This window comes from Oleiphilus sp. HI0080, from assembly GCF_001635135.1.
Genome location: NZ_LWFU01001209.1, coordinates 1 through 958 on the forward strand (window position 1 = coordinate 1; position 958 = coordinate 958).

2 protein-coding genes are annotated in these 958 nt (G+C 45.0%); both read left to right on the plus strand.

The window, feature by feature from the left end:
• The coding region (locus tag A3751_RS23695; RefSeq protein WP_156492713.1) for a 2Fe-2S iron-sulfur cluster-binding protein at positions 1-378 on the plus strand (378 nt) is incomplete at its 5' end.
• On the plus strand, positions 375-958 hold a 584-nt coding region (locus A3751_RS21205; RefSeq protein WP_369821274.1), incomplete at its 3' end, for a fatty acid desaturase. The genes A3751_RS23695 and A3751_RS21205, both read left to right, overlap by 4 nt.

Sequence of the window (958 nt, forward strand, 5' to 3'; positions counted from 1 at the left end):
ATTCACGACCTCTTTATTGAGCGCAGCCAAAGACTTGGCCACGCAACGCCTAAATTTTTTACAGAATCATTTGGTTTCGCAAACGCATCAGCGAGCTCCGACGTAACGCTCTCATTTAAGGACGCCAACGGTCGCTTAATCATGTCCAAGCAAAAGAACGGAACGTTACTAGAGAACGCTGAAAAAACCGGCCTAAACCCTGTCTATGGATGTCGTGCCGGGATCTGTCACCAATGCATCGCTCAAAAGAAGAGCGGTCGCGTTAGAAACCTTAAAACAAATCAAATCTCTGATGCTGGAAAAGAAGATATCCAGCTTTGCATATGCGTCGCCGAAACTGATTTAGAACTCACTATTAATGAACGGACAGTGCAATGAGCAACTCAACGATGAAACGTATTGACCCTGTTAAGCTAGAGCAATTCGCGCAACAACTTGAAATTTTAAAAGCTGACACCCTAAAGCGCATCGGCGAAAAAGATGCCCGCTACATTAGAAGACTGATTGGCTTTCAGCGCTTACTGGATATCACGAGCCGTATACTGATACCGGTAGCCTTTTTGTTTTTCAGTGGACCAATGATGTACCTGCTGGCGGCCGTTGGTACCATAGGTCTAGGGGTATCAAAAATTCTCGACAATATGGAGATCGGCCACAACGTCATGCATGGCCAATATGACTGGATGAATGATCCAAACATCAACTCCAGAAAGTTTGATTGGGACAATGCGGGCGATTCCGATTCATGGAAACGCTATCACAATCACGAACACCATACGTATACTAACGTATTTGGAAAAGATCGTGATTTCGGCTACGGGCTACTAAGGTTAAGTAACGACCTACCTTGGAAGCCAAAAAACTCGTGGCAGATACTTACCTATCTGAATTTGAGTTTTTTGTTTGAATGGGGAGTCGCGTACCATGAGCTTGCGGGTGAACGCATTTTTGCAGGCAA